This is a genomic window from Mucilaginibacter sp. UYNi724 (assembly GCF_054057495.1).
The window spans coordinates 26,335-42,755 of record NZ_JBSRZI010000023.1 but is presented as its reverse complement, the minus strand read 5'-3'; the positions used below and the strand labels follow the sequence as shown (position 1 = coordinate 42,755).

Annotated in this window: 15 protein-coding genes; 7 read left to right on the top strand and 8 right to left on the bottom strand. The window is 44.2% G+C overall.

The features are described from left to right. Nucleotides 1–104: 104 nt before the first annotated feature. From odhB to ACVW0P_RS21390, 4 genes are all read right to left on the bottom strand, one after another. Nucleotides 105–1,730, bottom strand: coding sequence for a 2-oxoglutarate dehydrogenase complex dihydrolipoyllysine-residue succinyltransferase (gene odhB / locus ACVW0P_RS21405; protein ID WP_457133867.1), 1,626 nt, complete (start codon nucleotides 1,728–1,730; stop codon nucleotides 105–107). A 106-nt stretch (nucleotides 1,731–1,836) separates the two neighbouring features. Further along, nucleotides 1,837–4,641 (bottom strand): 2-oxoglutarate dehydrogenase E1 component, encoded by a 2,805-nt coding sequence (locus ACVW0P_RS21400; protein ID WP_457133866.1) that lies wholly within the window; start codon nucleotides 4,639–4,641, stop codon nucleotides 1,837–1,839. 271 nt (nucleotides 4,642–4,912) lie between these two features. Further along, nucleotides 4,913–6,217 (bottom strand): DASH family cryptochrome, encoded by a 1,305-nt coding sequence (locus ACVW0P_RS21395; protein ID WP_457133865.1) that lies wholly within the window; start codon nucleotides 6,215–6,217, stop codon nucleotides 4,913–4,915. Between the two features lie 47 nt (nucleotides 6,218–6,264). Continuing rightward, nucleotides 6,265–6,402: a DUF2256 domain-containing protein gene (locus tag ACVW0P_RS21390; protein WP_354428540.1), complete on the bottom strand. Its 138-nt coding sequence runs from the start codon at nucleotides 6,400–6,402 to the stop codon at nucleotides 6,265–6,267. A gap of 43 nt (nucleotides 6,403–6,445) precedes the next feature. Between ACVW0P_RS21390 and ACVW0P_RS21385 the strand changes: the two genes are divergently transcribed. From ACVW0P_RS21385 to ACVW0P_RS21370, 4 genes are all read left to right on the top strand, one after another. Continuing rightward, on the top strand, nucleotides 6,446–7,162 hold the full coding sequence (locus tag ACVW0P_RS21385) for an SDR family NAD(P)-dependent oxidoreductase (protein WP_457133864.1): 717 nt from the start codon (nucleotides 6,446–6,448) through the stop codon (nucleotides 7,160–7,162). 91 nt (nucleotides 7,163–7,253) lie between these two features. Continuing rightward, nucleotides 7,254–7,904 (top strand): TetR family transcriptional regulator C-terminal domain-containing protein, encoded by a 651-nt coding sequence (locus ACVW0P_RS21380; protein WP_457133863.1) that lies wholly within the window; start codon nucleotides 7,254–7,256, stop codon nucleotides 7,902–7,904. 46 nt (nucleotides 7,905–7,950) lie between these two features. Continuing rightward, on the top strand, nucleotides 7,951–8,652 hold the full coding sequence (locus ACVW0P_RS21375; RefSeq protein WP_457133862.1) for an HAD family hydrolase: 702 nt from the start codon (nucleotides 7,951–7,953) through the stop codon (nucleotides 8,650–8,652). Nucleotides 8,653–8,663: 11 nt separating this feature from the next. After that, on the top strand, nucleotides 8,664–9,992 hold the full coding sequence (locus ACVW0P_RS21370; RefSeq protein ID WP_457133861.1) for an ABC1 kinase family protein: 1,329 nt from the start codon (nucleotides 8,664–8,666) through the stop codon (nucleotides 9,990–9,992). Nucleotides 9,993–10,010: 18 nt separating this feature from the next. Here ACVW0P_RS21370 and ACVW0P_RS21365 read toward each other — a convergent pair whose 3' ends face one another. Both ACVW0P_RS21365 and ACVW0P_RS21360 read right to left on the bottom strand, forming a co-directional pair. Further along, entirely contained in the window at nucleotides 10,011–10,223 is a 213-nt protein-coding gene (locus tag ACVW0P_RS21365; RefSeq protein WP_354428533.1) for a hypothetical protein, read from the bottom strand. 186 nt (nucleotides 10,224–10,409) lie between these two features. Beyond that, nucleotides 10,410–10,631, bottom strand: coding sequence for a hypothetical protein (locus ACVW0P_RS21360; RefSeq protein ID WP_457133860.1), 222 nt, complete (start codon nucleotides 10,629–10,631; stop codon nucleotides 10,410–10,412). A gap of 547 nt (nucleotides 10,632–11,178) precedes the next feature. Between ACVW0P_RS21360 and ACVW0P_RS21355 the strand changes: the two genes are divergently transcribed. The 3 genes from ACVW0P_RS21355 to ACVW0P_RS21345 all read left to right on the top strand — a co-directional run bounded on the left by ACVW0P_RS21355 (nucleotide 11,179) and on the right by ACVW0P_RS21345 (nucleotide 14,954). Further along, nucleotides 11,179–12,624 (top strand): SDR family oxidoreductase, encoded by a 1,446-nt coding sequence (locus ACVW0P_RS21355; protein WP_457133859.1) that lies wholly within the window; start codon nucleotides 11,179–11,181, stop codon nucleotides 12,622–12,624. A 103-nt stretch (nucleotides 12,625–12,727) separates the two neighbouring features. Then, on the top strand, nucleotides 12,728–13,645 hold the full coding sequence (locus tag ACVW0P_RS21350; RefSeq protein WP_457133858.1) for a TIGR01777 family oxidoreductase: 918 nt from the start codon (nucleotides 12,728–12,730) through the stop codon (nucleotides 13,643–13,645). Beyond that, the gene (locus ACVW0P_RS21345) at nucleotides 13,638–14,954 is read left to right on the top strand and encodes a cryptochrome/photolyase family protein (protein ID WP_457133857.1); all 1,317 of its coding nucleotides are present in this window, start codon (nucleotides 13,638–13,640) and stop codon (nucleotides 14,952–14,954) included. Before ACVW0P_RS21350 ends, ACVW0P_RS21345 begins: the two co-directional genes overlap by 8 nt. Nucleotides 14,955–14,961: 7 nt before the next feature. Here ACVW0P_RS21345 and ACVW0P_RS21340 read toward each other — a convergent pair whose 3' ends face one another. Together ACVW0P_RS21340 and ACVW0P_RS21335 are read right to left on the bottom strand one after the other, a co-directional pair. Next, nucleotides 14,962–15,888 (bottom strand): FKBP-type peptidyl-prolyl cis-trans isomerase, encoded by a 927-nt coding sequence (locus ACVW0P_RS21340; RefSeq protein WP_457133856.1) that lies wholly within the window; start codon nucleotides 15,886–15,888, stop codon nucleotides 14,962–14,964. A gap of 6 nt (nucleotides 15,889–15,894) precedes the next feature. Beyond that, a complete protein-coding gene (locus ACVW0P_RS21335) occupies nucleotides 15,895–16,404 on the bottom strand; it encodes an FKBP-type peptidyl-prolyl cis-trans isomerase (RefSeq protein WP_457133855.1) in 510 nt (169 codons plus the stop codon). Nucleotides 16,405–16,421 lie beyond the last annotated feature (17 nt).

The window sequence follows — 16,421 nt, the reverse complement described above, 5'->3', positions numbered from 1 at the left end:
CAAAAAAGCTCAAACATCTTTGGTGAATGTTTGAGCTTTTTTATCAATGTTTGTGTAATCAAAAACAGTCAACCTATTTCAGGACTACTCATTTAAAACGATCGTTACACGCCTAACAGTAACCTTGCGGGATCTTCCAACAGTTGTTTTACACGTACCAGGAAGCTTACCGATTCGCGGCCGTCAATAATGCGGTGATCGTAAGAAAGGGCCAGGTACATCATCGGGCGGATAACCACTTGTCCGTTTACGGCAACCGGGCGCTCTATAATGTTGTGCATACCTAAAATAGCCGATTGCGGCGAGTTGATGATAGGTGTAGACATCATTGAACCAAACACACCACCATTAGTGATCGTGAAGGTACCGCCGGTCATTTCTTCTAAAGTAAGTTTGCTTTCGCGGGCTTTGCCTGCTAAAACAACAATCGCTTTTTCAATTTCGGCAAGGCTCATGCTCTCCGCGTTGCGGATAACCGGCACTACCAAACCTTTTGGCGCAGAAACCGCGATAGAAATATCAGCAAAGTTGCTGTAAACCACTTCTTCGCCTTCTATACGGGCACCAACTGCAGGCCATTCTTTCAAGGCCTCGGTAACCGCTTTGGTGAAGAACGACATAAAGCCTAAGCCAACGCCATGTTTCTCTTTAAATTTATCTTTGTATTTGCCACGCAGTTCCATAATCGGCTGCATATCCACTTCGTTAAAAGTGGTAAGCATGGCAGTTTCGTTTTTAACGGCCACCAAACGCTTGGCAACTGTTTTACGTAACGACGACATCTTTTCCCTACGGTCGCTTCTTGGGCCCTGCGGCGTGGCCGGGGCAGCAGGTGCAGCTGCGGCTGGTTTGGCAGCAGGAGCAGCAGGTTGGTTTTGCGCGTTTAGGGCATCACCTTTGGTAATGCGGCCATCAACGCCTGTTCCGTTTACAGATGCGGTATCGACACCTTTTTCGGCTAATATTTTGGCAGCAGCAGGCGATGGTGTGCCCGATGCGTAAGTTGTTCCTTTTGATGGGGCAGCCTGTGGTGATTCGTTCACCTTATCGGCTACGGCGGGGGTTACCGGTGAAGCAGCAGGTGCCGAAGCGCCGCCACCTTCAATAGTACAAACTACCGCCCCAATGGCTAAGGTATCGCCTTCTTTAGCTATGGTTTTTAACGTACCCGCTTTTTCGGCAGTGAGTTCAAAAGTTGCTTTGTCAGATTCCAGTTCGGCAATGGCTTCGTCCATTTCAACGGCATCACCGTCTTTTTTCATCCAGCGCGATAATGTTACCTCGGTGATAGATTCGCCAACGGGTGGTACTTTTATCTCTAATGATGACGAACCACCTTGCACAGGCGCCGGAGTTGAACCACTTTGATCTGGTGCCGGTGCGTAACCGTTAGCAGGTACTTCAGGACTTACCGCCGTACCTGGCTCTTCCGTTTTAGCAGTTACAGGTGTGGCAGCAGGTGCTTTATCAGCAGCTACCGCAGGCGCAGCAGCGCGGCCATCTTCAATACTGGCTACAACCGCGCCAATAGCTAATGTATCGCCTTCGGCTGCAACAATTTTTAAAGTCCCGGCTTTTTCAGCAGTAAGCTCAAAAGTTGCCTTGTCTGATTCCAACTCGGCTATCACTTCGTCCATTTCTACCTGGTCGCCATCCTTTTTCTTCCAGGCTGACAGGGTTACTTCGGTAATGGATTCGCCTACCGGCGGAACTTTTATTTCTAAACTCATATTGGTAAGTAGTTGTAGTTTTTATTTTTTGGAACGAGGACTTGAGTGCGTGGTGCGGTTTTGATTAGCTATTACGCTCTTCGCTCTCATCACCGGCAACACAATATCAATCTGCCCCTGCGTTAGCCATTTTCTCTGTTGTTTTTTTGATGGTTTCTTTAACCGCTTTGCCGGCAGGTGCTTCAAACGCTTTAGATACTATGTGCAGCTGTTGCGCGGCATGCTGTTTAGCAAAACCGGTGGCCGTGCTGCTCCCCTCTAAACGCGAGATCACATTCAGGTTCATCAATTTGTCATTGTGGAACTTGCGGCAAATATATGGCCACGCGCCCATGTTTTCCGGCTCTTCCTGCACCCAGATAAACTCGGTGGCCTTATCGTATTTAGCTTTTATTTTCAGGATCTGTTGTATCGGGGTTGGGTATAACTGCTCCACGCGTACAATGGCAACATCCTTACGTTTATCTGTCTGTTGTTTCTCTAACAGATCATAATAAACCTTACCGGTACAAAGCAATACGCGTTTAACTTTTTTAGCATCAACGTAGTTATCGTCTATCAACTCGTAAAATTTACCATCGGTAAAATCGGCCATTGGCGATACACAGTTGGGGCTGCGCAATAAACTTTTTGGCGTAAAAATGATCAGCGGTTTACGGAAACTGCGTTTCATCTGCCTCCGTAATATATGGAAGAAATTTGCAGGCGTGGTACAGTTAGCCACCTGGATGTTATCGTCGGCACAAAGCTCTAAAAAACGCTCCACACGTGCCGATGAATGCTCGGGGCCCTGGCCTTCGTAACCGTGCGGCAATAACATCACCAAACCGTTACCACGTTGCCATTTTGTTTCGGCGCTGGCAATGTATTGGTCAACTATGATCTGTGCACCGTTAAAGAAATCGCCAAACTGCGCTTCCCAAATGGTTAAAGCGTTAGGGTTAGCCAGGGCATAACCATATTCGAAGCCTAATACGCCGTATTCAGACAGCAAGGAGTTAAATATGCTCAGTTTTGCTTGGGTGTCAATAGTTTCCAGCGGGGTATATTCATCCTCAGAATCGGCCAGGGTTAATACCGCGTGGCGATGCGAGAACGTACCGCGTTTAACATCTTCACCACTCAACCTTACCGGGAAACCATCTTTCAATAATGTACCATAAGCAAGAAGCTCGCCCATCGCCCAGTCGAATACGCCGGTTTTGTTAACCATAGCGTTACGGTCCTGGAACAATTTCTCAATTTTCTTGAAGAACTGTTTACCTATTGGCAAAACCGTCAGTTTATTACCAATTTCAATAATGGTTTCTTTGCTTACCGATGTATCAATCGCGCTGATCAGTTCGCTGTGGTTAGCTAAGTGCAGGCCACTCCAAGCGCCTTCAAACATCGGGATGGTATCGGTAAACCTATCAGAAGCTTTCGCATCGTCAAGCATTTTCTGTAATTCGCCACGAAAATCTTTTTCCAGCGTTTTTACATACTTGTCGTCTATAGTGCCTTCCGTTATGAGTTTTTTGCTGTAGATCTGTAGCGGGTTAGGGTGCGCTTCAATGGCTTTGTACAACACCGGCTGGGTGAACTTAGGCTCATCCGCCTCATTGTGGCCATAACGGCGGTAACAAAGAATATCGATAAACACATCCTCGTTAAACACCTGGCGGTATTCCATTGCCAGGTTTACAACGTAAACCAATGCTTCAACATCGTCACCGTTTACGTGGAACACAGGCGAAAGCACTGTTTTTGCAACATCGGTACAATAAGTACTAGAACGCGCATCTTTATAGTTGGTGGTAAAACCTATCTGATTGTTGATCACCAGGTGAATGGTACCACCAGTGCGGTAACCGTCCAGTTTTTCCATCTGTAAAACCTCGTAAACAATTCCTTGCCCGGCTACAGATGCGTCACCATGTATTAATATAGGGGCTATCTTTGAATGATCGCCATTGTATTTAAAATCAATTTTTGAACGCGTGATACCTTCCACAACCGGGTCAACCGCCTCTAGGTGCGATGGGTTGGGGCAAAGGCTAAGGTGTACTTTTTTACCTTGTTTGGTCTCGATATCTGTTGAATAACCCAGGTGGTATTTAACGTCGCCGCCAAAAGGTGATTCCGAATCGAAGTTTTTTCCTTCAAACTCGGTGAACACTTCCTGGTAGGTTTTCTCCATTATATTGGTCAGCACGTTCAACCGACCGCGGTGGGCCATACCGATGATGAATTCCTCTAAACCCAATTCAGATCCTTTTGTAATAACCGAATCAAGCGCAGGGATCAAGGCCTCGGCACCTTCTAAAGAAAAACGTTTTTGTCCCAGGAACTTCGTACCTAAAAAGTTTTCAAACACTACGGCTTCGTTCAGTTTGGCAAGCATTTGCTTTTTCTCGTCGGCGTTAAAGCTTGGCGTGTTACGTTTGGTTTCCATCCTGTCCTCAAACCACTTTAGTTTAATAGGGTTACGGATGTAGGTATATTCGGCACCAATGGCCTGGCAATAAGTTTGTTCTAATAACCCGCGGATATCGCGCAGCTTGGCGGGGCCTAAGCCAACTTCAACACCTGCATTAAATACGGTGTCCATATCGGCTTCGCTTAAGCCAAAAGTTTCTAATTCTTTACCCGGAAAGTACTTGCGGCGTTCGCGCACGGGGTTTGTTTTAGTAAATAAATGGCCACGTGTACGGTATCCATTTATCATGTTCATCACATTGATCTCTTTTAGCAAATTTTCCGGCGTGGCAACTGACGCTGCAGGTGCTGCCTGGTTATCCTTACCAAAATCGAAGCCTTCAAAAAACTTTTGCCAGCCAAAATCTATCGACTCGGGGTCTTGTTTATAAGCTTCGTAAAGGGTATCAATGTAAGCGGCGTTAGCGCTATTTATATAATTTAGGCGATCCATGAGCAACCAATGTTTTGAAACGGTAGCAAAATTAAGCATAATACATCCAAATGCTGAAAATATATGCAATTAGTTTAAGATAAAATCTCCAAAAGAAACTAACCGGTATGTTTTGAACCCGTACGGACAATTTTACGCGCAAAATAGCGCAGATAAGACGCCCCTTCAAGCAATATAGCAAGCAGACCTATAATTATGGTGAATTGTTCGAAAGGGTTCATAATATTTATACGATATATTATGCCGATTGTTGCGTAGTACGCCTGTAATATTATGCTTTAACGGTGGATGCCGTGGCAGGGAGCCAGGTATCAATATAATCGCTTTTGCTATCCAGCTGGTCTGTTGATTTGGCGGCGTTAAAAAAACGGTTGCCTTTAATATCGTTGCCTACTCCTGCAACAAAGGCCCAATTACCCCAGTTACTTGCCGGCGAATAGTCTATCAGTTTCTCTTCAAAATACAGGGCACCTTTTGTCCAGTCTACCTGTAACTCTTTTGTTAAATAGTTTGCAACAGCCTGCCTGCTGTAATTGGTAATATAACCCGTAGCATTCAGCTGATGCATGGCTGCGTCGATAAATGGGACCCCGGTTTCGCCATTTTTCCATTTTTCAAAAAGCTCGTCCTGGTTATCGGCAGTATCCGGAACATCGCCAAAACCCTCCGACCTGAAAAATTTTTGCCCGTGCTTTTTAAACATAAAGCGAAAGTAATCCCTCCACAGAAGCTCCAGCATTATCGGGTCGGTATTGGTGAGGTGGCGGTCGCGGTGATAATTAACTACTTCCCAGTAAACCTGCCTTGGGGAGATACAACCAACCGCTAACCATGGGCCTAATCCCGATGAATTGCAGTCGGCAGTACGCACCGCCTTGCCCTGGTTTTGGATGCAATTTTCCAGGTAAGCGTGGAGTTGTTTTAATGCCGAGGTTTCGCCGCCGGTAAACTTCTCCGCAGCGCGGGCATCGTCGATAGGCTCAGGTATGCCCAGATCTGCAAGGGTCGGCAACTGCCCGGCAACCGTAATTTCGGGGACAGGAATCTGCTCCGGACTAACCACACTCGGCCTTACCGTGCTATCACGTTCTACCTTCTTTTTAAAGGTTACAAAACTATCCGGGATATCTTTTATCGGGAATGGCAGGTCTTCCTTATGGTACATGGTATGCCCGATGAAATGCTTCAGGTTGAGCTTCATTTTCCATAAGGCGGCCTCCACCCTTTCAGATACATCGGTTTCATCGGGTGCAACTTCGCGGTGATGGTACACTTCGCTTACCTGGTATTCCTCGGCTAATTGGGTAAGCACCTCGGCAGGGTCGCCGGTGCGGATGATGAGATCGGCACCAAAAGCTTGCAGGTTTTTCTTAAGATCGGCAACGGCTTCTAACAGGAAACGAGCACGAAAACTGCCCGTTTTTTGCGCGCCTAAAGCACTGGTTTTAAAGTAGAATGGATCAAAAATATATACGGGCAATACTCGGTCGGCACGGCGCACGGCTTCGGATAATATTTCATTATCATGTATGCGCAGATCATTCCTAAACCAAACCAGTATAACTTTATCACTCATATGAACAACTAATCTAAACTTATTTAGATTGATTACAAAAATGGTAATTATTTATTTCCCTTGCACCGTTCGCTGCAATATTTGACATCATCCCAACATTTTGCCCATTTTTTTCGCCACGTAAACGGCCGTTTACACACCGGGCAAAGCTTTGCAGGGAGGTTTTCTTTCAATGTTCTGGCCATATTATCAGGATAACAAATAGCAACGATTACTGTTATACTATATATGAGTTTAAAAAATAAAAATGTTGTTGTGGTGGGTGGCAGCAGTGGTATCGGCTTGGCATTGGTAAAGCATTTGGCAATACAGGGAGCGAACATATTTAACATATCGCGTAACCCCGCAACTGACTGGCCTGAGGGTGTAACGCATATCCAGGCAGATGTCTTGGGCGATTTGAGTAGTATTGAGAACTGGTTACCGCAAATAATTCATGGGTTAGTTTACTCGGTAGGAAGCATCAACCTAAAACCATTTCAGCGCCTGACAAAAGATGATTTTTTAAACGATTATAAACTGAATGTAATGGGTGCTGCCGAGATCATCAGGCTAAGCCTTAAGGCTTTGAAGGGTGCCGGTGGCGCAAGTATCGTGCTTTATAGTTCCGTAGCGGCAAAAGCGGGGTTACCGTTCCACGCAAGTATCGCGGCGGCAAAAGGCGCGATAGAAGGGTTGACATTATCATTAGCGGCCGAGCTCTCTTCAAACCAAATCCGGGTTAACGCCATTGCGCCGTCATTAACTGATACGCCACTCGCTAAAAACCTGCTAAGCACTGATGAAAAACGTGAGGCATCAGCCAAAATGCACCCGCTTGGTAAAATTGGCACACCGGATGATATTGCCCTTGCAACCCAGTTTTTATTGAGCGACCACAGCGGCTGGCTTACCGGACAGATCATCGGTATAGATGGTGGCCTTGGTAACTTAAGGCCATTATAAAATAAGCTTGTAACCAAGCGTTTAATTATAGATAGTAATGACAAATGCAATTAAGATTATCCTTAATTTTATAATGTAAAAACCAAATATTATGGCAACCACAGAAAGCATCCAAACAGCGTATATAGATTATGTATTGACCGAAGGCCAACAGCCACAATCGGTTTATGTATTTGCTAAAAAGAATGAAATGGCCGAGGAAGAATTTTACCGTTTCTTTGGATCATTCGACGCGGTTGAACAAAGCGTATGGGCAGATCTTGTCCTAAAAACCTTAAGTGAAGTGCGTGCGCAGGAAATTTGGGCGCAATATTCATCGCGAGAGAAAGCACTATCTTTTTTCTACAGCTTTTTCGAGCTGTTGAAAAGCAATCGCAGCTTTGCCGTTTACAGTATAAGAAAGCATCGCAGCTTAGGTACGCCAAAGGTATTGGAGCCAACCAAAGAGATTTTTGAAAACTTTGCGGAAACCATTTTGAATGAAGGCATAGAAAGCCAGGAACTAAGCGACCGTAAATTTTTCAGCAAGCGCTATAAAGATGCCCTTTGGGTACAGTTTGGTTTCGTGCTAAATTTCTGGGTAAAAGATGATTCTACCGGATTTGAAAGGACGGATGAAGCTATCGAAAAAGGTGTTAACGTAACTTTCGACTTGTTCCAACGCTCGCCGATAGATAACCTGTTTGAGTACGGTAAGTTTTTGGCAAAGAATGGCGGGTTAAAGGAGAAGATGGGGTTTTAATAAGCCCACCCAAACCCTCCCCGAAAGGGAGGGCTTATAAATACAAATGAACAATAATAATAATAAAGTCTCCCCTATTGGGGGAGATTTAGAGGGGATTGCCGCCATATTCGATATGGATGGCACATTGATAGACAATACGCCCTACCACTACCAAGCCTGGCAGCAGCTTTTTAAAAAGTATGATATACCCGATTTGAGCAGGGAAACTTACCTGAGTAGCATTAGTGGTGTCCCCATTTTAAATACCTTGAAAAAGTATTTTGGCGAGGAGACGGATGAGGCGAAAATGCAGCAACTCATTAAAGAAAAAAAGGACTTTTATGAGCAAGCTTTTAAGCCTTTTTTACGACCAATAAACGGCCTTGAAACGTTTTTAACCGACCTCAAAAACGCTGGTGTTAAGATGGCTTTGGCTACATCATCAAATATGGATGATGTGGAATTTATATTCGGCACGATACCTATCCGCAAATACTTTGATGCCATAATTATTGGCAGTATGGTAAGCGAGCCTAAACCATCACCACTGATTTTTTTAAAGGCTGCCGAGCACTTAAATACCCGCCCCGAAAAATGCGCGGTGTTTGAAGATTCAATTTCGGGCCTAAAGGCTGGCCGCAACGCGGGTATGAAGGTTGTAGGTATTACCACGGCGCATCCTCCAGAAACCGTTACCAAATTGGCCGAACTGGTAATTAATGATTATGCCGACATAGATCTGCATAAGATGGCCGCACTATTTTGAGAAAGATTAACATGAGCGAGAATACCTCTAACGAACAAAACAGCATCCCCACCAGCAAGGTTGAACGCAGCGCCAAGTTTGTAAAAACAGGCTTCAAAATTGGTGGTAACTATATTAAGCATTACTCTAAAAAACTTTTCAACCCCGAGTTGGATAAATCGCAGTTGAATGAGGATAATGCTACAGACATCTACCAATCGCTTAGCGAACTTAAAGGCAGCGCGCTTAAAGTAGCGCAGATGCTAAGCATGGATAAAAACCTACTGCCGCAGGCATACGTGGATAAATTCACGCAGTCGCAGTATAACGCGCCACCTTTATCGGGGCCCCTTATTGTACAAACGTTCAAGAAATATTTTGGGAAAAACCCCGATCAGATCTACGATAAATTCAACATCCGATCTACCAACGCCGCATCTATAGGCCAGGTGCACCAGGCAGAACTGAATGGCAAAAAATTAGCGGTAAAAATTCAATACCCGGGCGTGGGTGATTCTATCTCGTCTGATCTGAAACTGGTAAAGCCATTTGCATTCCGGATGCTGGGCATGAGCGAGAAGGAACTTAACGTTTATATGAGCGAGGTGGAAGAACGCCTGTTAGAAGAAACAGATTACGAACTGGAGGTACGCCGCTCTATCGAATTTTCTATAGCCTGCAAAAATCTTAACAATGTTGTGTTCCCGGGGTACTATCCCGACCTCTCCAGCAAACGCATCATCACTATGGATTGGCTGGAAGGGCAGCATTTAAAAGAGTTTTTAGCTACCAATCCTTCCCAAGAACTACGCGACCAAATAGGCCAGGCGCTTTGGGATTTTTACAATTACCAGCAGCACGAACTGCGCGCCGTACATGCCGACCCCCACCCAGGCAATTTCCTGATAACCCCCGAGGGTAAACTGGGCTGTATTGATTTTGGCTGTATTAAAGTAATGCCCGATGATTTTTACTATCCGTTCTTCGCGCTTACCTCGACAGACCTATTCGAAAATAAGGAAGAAACTATCAAAGCGTTCCGGAAACTGGAAATGATATTGCCTAACGATACGCCGGCGCAGATCGACTTTTATCACAGCATGTTTAAACAAATGATAAGCCTGTTTGCCAAGCCATACATCACCAACATGTTTGATTTTGGTAAGAAAGAGTTTTTTGACGATCTGTTTGGTTTCGGCGAAAAAGTTGCTAAAATGCCCGAGTTTAAACAGGCACGTGGTGTTAAACATTTCATCTATGTAAACCGTACCAACTTTGGCTTGTACAATATTTTGCACGAGTTACAAGCACGCGTAAACACAGCTACATATAAACCACATATAGAGGAATTAGCCGGCTAAATAGAATTATAAAGGGAATTAAATAAACGTAATAACTACCCCAAGCGAAAGGCAGGCTGTTGATACCCAAGCAACATTTGCACGCAGGTACCAAGTCTCAATTTCAGCAATTCGGCCAGTGCCGATGTATGAGTTTGAGCGGTGGCGGCAATACACGCCAAATGCGATCAGCAAAACAAAAACAACACAGAAAAAGCAAATAATTAATCGTTGAAAATCTTGTGTTAACATAGTTTTAATTCAGCAAGGGTTATTTGTTCATCTAATATGATAACAAAGAGGCAAAACTTTATAGTTAGCTATTACCAACTTAACAAACCCTTACAGTATCTATACGGGTATTACACGGCAAGGGTTACGTATCATAATATATAGCGGCGGGAAATATTAAACTAATGGGGGAATTTTAGCAACTTTTTATTCTTCGATAATAATTTGTGCTACGATGATCAAAGAAAGTATAATGCTTATTGCCCAACTTATAGACGCCTTTGCAGACCACGACTGTATATCGGTTACGCGGCCACTACCTAAATAAGACTGGTATTTTTTACGGCTGTAGATACCATAACCAGCAGCACAAACAACTAATGTTGCCAGCAAGCAAATTACGATGAGCCGAAAATTACGATTTAACATCTGGTTTATAACTATACGCTAACTACATAAACGTCAACCGGCTGCACTTAGATTTGCGTGCAACCGTTACCTTTATAAAATCAAACTCCAATAAGCTATAATATATCGCCGGCATATATTGCCGGGTAAATAATTGGTCTAATCAAGAAGGAACGGTGTTACCGCAGCAAACGAAATAACAAAGGTCGCTATCCAGCTTAGGGTAGCCCTCATCGACCAATCCTGAACATCTGTCAACCTGCCCGTATTTGCAAACGAACGTGCCTTGCTTTGGCAATAAACAGCATAAGCTGCCAATAAAACAATAATAGTAACTGTACTAAAAATCAAAATCAATTTAAAACTGTGCGTAAACATCTCTCTATATACTTTATCTTAATATATACTTAACATTGGTATGCCATAAAAAGTTTACGTGGCTTGATATTTTTTTAATAGCTAACAAACTTGTTACAAACCTATTAAGGGGAAGTTCCTGTAGCTTCCTGGCATTCGCGCCTATAAACAGCAATTTAAAACACCCCGCCAAAAACGTTGTTGCACCTACATGAAAGTGCTACTTGCAGGAGCTAACGGATACATTGGCACAAGGCTTATCCCCGTTTTATTGGAGAAGGGACATACCGTTGTATGCCTTGTACGTGATAAACGCCGCTTTCATGAACAGAACGATTACAGCGACAGGGTAACCCTGCTAACCGGCGATCTCCTTAAGGAAGAAAGCATTGAAGCCATTCCCGAAGATATTGATGCAGCTTATTACCTGGTACACTCCATGGCGCAGGCTGATGATTTTTCCAAGTTGGAAGCGCTATCGGCACATAATTTTGTAAAAGCGCTCAATAAAACAACCTGTAAGCAACTTGTTTACCTAAGCGGAATCACCAATGCTGCCAACTTATCTGATCATTTGCTATCGCGAAGGCATGTAGAAGATGTATTAAGAGAAAGTACGGTAGCCTTAACAGTATTACGTGCCGCCATAATCATCGGCTCAGGTAGTTCATCGTTCGAGATAATTCGTGACCTGACGGAGAAACTCCCCATTATGACTGTGCCGCGCTGGGTAAATACCAAATGCCAGCCAATTGCTATCCGGGATGTATTAGGTTACCTGGAAGGCGTGCTTTTGAACGAGGCAACGTTCCAAAAAACATATGACATAGGCGGGCCGGATGTGCTCACCTTTAAACAAATGATGCTTACTTATGCCAAAGTACGTAAGCTAAAGCGTTACATCGTTACTATACCTTTCCTTTCACCCAAGATCTCGTCATACTGGCTGTACTTTGTAACATCTACCAGCTATTCGCTTGCCCAAAGCCTGGTAGATAGCATGAAGAACGAAACCATCATGAAAAACCATGATATTGACAATGTGGTAAAACGCCAATGCTTAACTTACGAGGATGCACTTAAACTGGCGTTTGAAAAAATAGAACAAAACTCCATAGTAAGCAGCTGGAAAGACGCGCTGAACAACGGGTATCTGACCTCGGGATTTATGGACCAAATAAAGGTACCCCAAAATGGCACGTTGGAGTATAAAGTAAAACAGCCTTTCAATCGCGACAGCGCCGAGGTACTTAAAAACATTATGGCTATTGGCGGCAACCGCGGATGGTATTATTGGGATTGGATCTGGAGCATCCGCGGCTTTTTAGACAAGCTGTTTGGTGGTGTGGGCAGCAGGCGCGGGCGCACCAGTAATGTAAGCATATCTGCCGGCGACGTGGTAGATTTTTGGCGGGTGTTACTTGCTGATAAAATAAATAACCGCCTTTTACTTTATGCCGAAATGAAGCTGCCCGGCGAGGCCTGGCTGGAGTTTAAAATTATTGAGCGCCACAACCAAACCTTCCTGAGCCAAATTGCTACTTTTAGGCCGAGAGGCCTTTGGGGCAGGCTATACTGGTACATCATGTGGCCATTTCACCTTTTTATATTTAAAGGGATGGCTAAACGGATAACAGATTTTGAGGAGGGTTCATAGACCATGCTTCATAGTTGACTTTAAAACTTCATCAATGAACTAATCTTCTGCAAACTCCTACCATGAACTATAAACTATAATTTACTATCATGAACTACGATCTATGAACCATAAACTAACTAAAAACATCCTCATTACCGGCGGCTCGGGTTTATTAGGCAGGGAACTAACTAAAGCACTGTTAGCGCTTGGCCATACCGTAAACCATTTAAGCCGAAGCCCGGGTAAAGACCTACACGTAAAAACCTTTTTGTGGGATGTTGCCAAAGGGCAGATAGACCCGCATTGCATAGATGGCGTTGATACGATTATACACCTGGCGGGCGCGGGCATTGCCGATAAACGCTGGACAGATGAACGTAAGCGCGAGATAGTGGAGAGCCGCACCAAATCTATAGGCCTTATTTACGGGTTAATGAAAGATAAAGCACACAAGGTAAACACGGTTATATCGGCATCGGGCATTAACTATTATGGCAACCGTGGCGAGAACTTGCTTACCGAGGATAGCGCCCCTGCAAAAGACTTTATTGGCGACTGCTGCGTAGCATGGGAAAAAGCGGTTGATGCAGGCAAAGCGTTCGATTTGCGAATCGTGAAATACCGTACCGGTGTGGTGCTTACTACAGAAGGTGGCGCGCTGCCCCAACTGGCAATGCCTGTAAAACTGGCGGTGGGTTCGCCCTTGGGCGCGGGCGGGCAGTGGGTGCCGTGGATCCACCACCGCGATGCTATTGATATGTATTTGTATGGTTTGGATGATGAACAACTTACCGGCGTTTATAATATGGTGGCGCCGCTACCTGTTACCAACAAAGAGATGACCGTGGCCGTTGCAAAACAACTACACCGCCCGTTATGGGCACCCAACGTACCTGCGTTGTTAATAAAAATACTTTTTGGGCAAATGGCAAGCCTGGTATTAGGCAGCACAAAAGCATCGGCACAAAAAATTGAGGACGCCGGTTTTAAATTTAAATACCCTGATGTAGCGTCGGCATTAAAAGAAATTTATGGATAAGGATACCCCTGTAAGCATTTTTTGGTTTCGCCGCGACTTACGGGTAGCAGATAATGCCAGCCTGTACTATGCCCTTAAAAGCGGCAACCCTGTGCTGCCTATTTTTATTTTTGATAAAGAGATCCTGGACAAACTGGACGATAAGGACGATGCCCGCGTAAGTTTTATTTACAAAGCTATTGAGGAGGTTAATAAAGAATGCCACGAGCACAACAGCAGTCTATTAGTAGTTTATGACAGCCCCCAAAATGCCTGGGAAAAACTTATCAAAGAATATAACATAACAGTTGTTTACACCAATCATGATTATGAACCGGCTTACGCTAAAGACCGCGATAGCGATATAAAAGAGTTGCTCGCAAAACACGGCATCGAATTTAAAACCTATAAGGACCAGGTAATTTTTGAGAAAGACGAAGTAACTAAAGACGACGGCAAACCCTACACGGTTTACACCCCTTACAAAAACAAGTGGTACCAAAAGCTGAAACCGTTTTACCTGAAGGCTTATCCGTCTGAAAAATATTTGAAAAACCTGTACAAATTTAAGGCCCCCGCTCTGCCCACTTTAAAGGATATGGGTTTTGTTAAAAGTGAAATAGACTACCCCGAAAAAGAATACGATAAGGTAATTGAAGATTACGCCAAAAACCGCGACTTCCCCGCTATCACGGGCACCTCGCATGTTGGGGTGCATTTGCGTTTTGGTACAGTTAGCATAAGGCGATGCGCACGCGATGCACACAATGCGCATGAAAAAACATGGCTGAACGAATTGATATGGCGTGAGTTTTATATGATGATCCTCCACCATTTTCCGCAAACTATGGACCATGCCTTCCGCCCGGAGTATGATCGCATTAAATGGATAAATGATGAAGCCCAGTTTGAGGCCTGGTGTAAAGGCGAAACAGGTTTCCCGTTGGTAGATGCAGGCATGCGCGAGTTAAATACTACAGGCTATATGCATAACCGCGTGCGGATGGTTGTAGCCAGTTTTTTAAGTAAGGACCTGCTGATAGACTGGCGCTGGGGTGAAGGCTATTTTGCTCGCAAGCTATTAGATTATGAAATGGCAAGCAACGTTGGCGGCTGGCAATGGGCTGCAGGTAGCGGTACTGATGCCGCGCCCTATTTCAGGATATTTAACCCGGATAGCCAGCTTAAGAAGTTTGACCCTAAATTGGAATACGTAAAAAAATGGGTCCCGGAATATGCCGACTTCAGCAAGTATCCAAAACCCATTATTGACCATGCCTTTGCGCGTGACAGATGTTTACAAGTTTTTAAAGAAGCGCTAAATAAATAGCAGCCCGTTACTCAACCTTAGTTACCTGGAACTCGAACCTTAGTGCCGAATTTGAAGGGATGCTGTTTTGTGCCGCGGTACCGTAACCCAAAGCCGATGGTATAAGTATTGAAATTGAACTACCGGTAACAGCATGTTTTCTAAGGGCATCCTTAAAACCATCTATAAGGTTATAGGGGGTTAAGGTAGTAGCCGTTGTTTTGCTGGATTCATCAAACGCAATACCATTTAGCAATGCACCTGTATAGGTAGTTGTAACGGTAGAAAATTCGCCTATCTCGCCGGCAGCACCTGTGCCCGGGGTTATAATTTTATAGTAATAGCCAAGCGCATCTTTGGTATAACCTTTTAAGCTATTTGCAGCCATATAGTTATTTATTACTTTATCATCGTAAGCCGGCTGGTCGCCAATTACGTGTACATAGTAATCAAGGCATTGGTTACCTGCAATACGCGTGTTAACATTGGTAATACTACCAGATCCAAAACCGTTAACGCCATAAGCCAGGCGCGATGGTATCAGTACACGCATACTGCCTCCCCTGTATTGCAACAGGTTATGTATAGCCAGCTGCAAACCTTTTGGCAGGTTATCGGCAGTTAAATGGCCCAAATATTCTTCGATATGGTTACTTATGGTGTCAGACGAGGTGTACTTGCCATCAAAAGATTTTAAAGTATAAACAATAGATATTTTATCGGCATATTTTATTGAATCGCCGCTGCCCGGTGTTAAAATCTTGTAGTACATGCCGGTTGTGCCGGTACCATCAGGTGTTGGGTCCTGAATAAAATCGTTTAAACCGTTGCCACTTATGTATTGTTCAATCTGCTGTTTATCATACTCCCTGATGTCCGGTTGGTTATCAAGTTTTTTACAAGCTGTAAGGCCTGCGGCAGCTATTAATAAAAAAGTAAAAATCTTTTGTTTCATCTAAAATTAGTTCGTTACATCTAAAAGTTCAATCTCAAAATCAACCACACTATTGGCGGGTAATTTAATTTCGGGCTGGTCATAAGGGCCGTACGCATAGCGCGATGCTGCTATAATACGGATCTTACCGCCCTTTTTTATATTAGGGATGCCCAGTTGCCAGGCCCTTAACACTTCACCCAAACTAAACGATGGATGAAAATTATTGCTTTGGCCAAATACAAATCCCGTGGTAAGTATTTTGCTGGTATAATCAATAGTTATCCGTGTAGAGTTTGTAAACACATCATTACCTGTTCCGGCTTTTTCTTCAACATAATAAACACCGGTTTTAATCCCGGCGCTATCTACCTGCTGTATTTTAGCGCTTAAACCGGGCGTAGCGGCTATATAATCCTGTATTATTTGATCATCTTTTGCCGCTTGTGTCCGCTCCTCCTCTAAAGAGTCGTAACCCTTTTTGCAGGATGAGAAACAAACTACACTCAAAAATAATATCAGCAGTACCCTGTTCATTTTCAAAACGCAAATTT

Excerpts from the sequence above, each read along its gene's own strand:
- odhB (WP_457133867.1), bottom strand. The coding sequence starts at position 1,730 with ATGAGTTTAGAAATAAAAGTTCCGCCGGTAGGCGAATCCATTACCGAA.
- ACVW0P_RS21400 (WP_457133866.1), bottom strand. The coding sequence starts at position 4,641 with ATGGATCGCCTAAATTATATAAATAGCGCTAACGCCGCTTACATTGAT.
- ACVW0P_RS21395 (WP_457133865.1), bottom strand. The coding sequence starts at position 6,217 with ATGAGTGATAAAGTTATACTGGTTTGGTTTAGGAATGATCTGCGCATA.
- ACVW0P_RS21390 (WP_354428540.1), bottom strand. The coding sequence starts at position 6,402 with ATGGCCAGAACATTGAAAGAAAACCTCCCTGCAAAGCTTTGCCCGGTG.
- ACVW0P_RS21385 (WP_457133864.1), top strand. The coding sequence starts at position 6,446 with ATGAGTTTAAAAAATAAAAATGTTGTTGTGGTGGGTGGCAGCAGTGGT.
- ACVW0P_RS21380 (WP_457133863.1), top strand. The coding sequence starts at position 7,254 with ATGGCAACCACAGAAAGCATCCAAACAGCGTATATAGATTATGTATTG.
- ACVW0P_RS21375 (WP_457133862.1), top strand. The coding sequence starts at position 7,951 with ATGAACAATAATAATAATAAAGTCTCCCCTATTGGGGGAGATTTAGAG.
- ACVW0P_RS21370 (WP_457133861.1), top strand. The coding sequence starts at position 8,664 with ATGAGCGAGAATACCTCTAACGAACAAAACAGCATCCCCACCAGCAAG.
- ACVW0P_RS21365 (WP_354428533.1), bottom strand. The coding sequence starts at position 10,223 with ATGTTAACACAAGATTTTCAACGATTAATTATTTGCTTTTTCTGTGTT.
- ACVW0P_RS21360 (WP_457133860.1), bottom strand. The coding sequence starts at position 10,631 with ATGTTAAATCGTAATTTTCGGCTCATCGTAATTTGCTTGCTGGCAACA.
- ACVW0P_RS21355 (WP_457133859.1), top strand. The coding sequence starts at position 11,179 with ATGAAAGTGCTACTTGCAGGAGCTAACGGATACATTGGCACAAGGCTT.
- ACVW0P_RS21350 (WP_457133858.1), top strand. The coding sequence starts at position 12,728 with ATGAACCATAAACTAACTAAAAACATCCTCATTACCGGCGGCTCGGGT.
- ACVW0P_RS21345 (WP_457133857.1), top strand. The coding sequence starts at position 13,638 with ATGGATAAGGATACCCCTGTAAGCATTTTTTGGTTTCGCCGCGACTTA.
- ACVW0P_RS21340 (WP_457133856.1), bottom strand. The coding sequence starts at position 15,888 with ATGAAACAAAAGATTTTTACTTTTTTATTAATAGCTGCCGCAGGCCTT.
- ACVW0P_RS21335 (WP_457133855.1), bottom strand. The coding sequence starts at position 16,404 with ATGAACAGGGTACTGCTGATATTATTTTTGAGTGTAGTTTGTTTCTCA.